The organism is Treponema sp. R8-4-B8, assembly GCF_054786175.1.
The window spans coordinates 1-508 of record NZ_BDHE01000305.1; the positions used below are offsets into that span (position 1 = coordinate 1).

A 508-nucleotide genomic window follows, 5' to 3' on the forward strand; every position below is an offset into this window, starting at 1 on the left:
CCGGAAGAATTACGTCAAAGAGAGGGCATTGTTTTTTCATGGGCAAGAGTAGACGGGGCCAATTCCTATATTCTGTCAATTATGAAAGACGCATTTCCAAGAAGACAACAGATTTTACAGACTGACCCAATAGGAGAGTTAACATATACATTTAATGATTACAGCGTGTTTGATGACAGCGGAACATTCTACTGGCAGGTGGAAGCGGTTTCCTACAGGGACGGAATAATGGAACAGCGCGGAACGCCGGGAGAGAATAAGTTTATGCTTGATGTTCCGCGTCCAGGACGCGTAAAAACAAAAAAAACGGGGGTTTTATATGGACAGTAAGAAAATTATTTTTATGTTTTTATTTACGGCAATTCTTTTATTTTCCGGCTTGTTATACGCGCAAGAGCCTTCGCCTGAGTCACAGCCGGGATATTATGTTGATACAAGCGCGGGGGAGCCGGTTTTTAAACAACGCCTTGTCTGGGATAATGAGGAATATGTTTTATACTATGAAGTA

At 41.9% G+C, this 508-nt stretch carries 1 protein-coding gene and 1 pseudogene; both read left to right on the top strand.

The window, feature by feature from the left end:
- Nucleotides 1–330, top strand: a pseudogene (locus ACYVRA_RS08515) (hypothetical protein); the annotation flags it as partial.
- Nucleotides 320–508 (top strand): hypothetical protein (locus tag ACYVRA_RS08520; protein WP_461252292.1); only part of this gene is annotated, 189 nt, incomplete at its 3' end. The pseudogene ACYVRA_RS08515 and the gene ACYVRA_RS08520, both read left to right, overlap by 11 nt.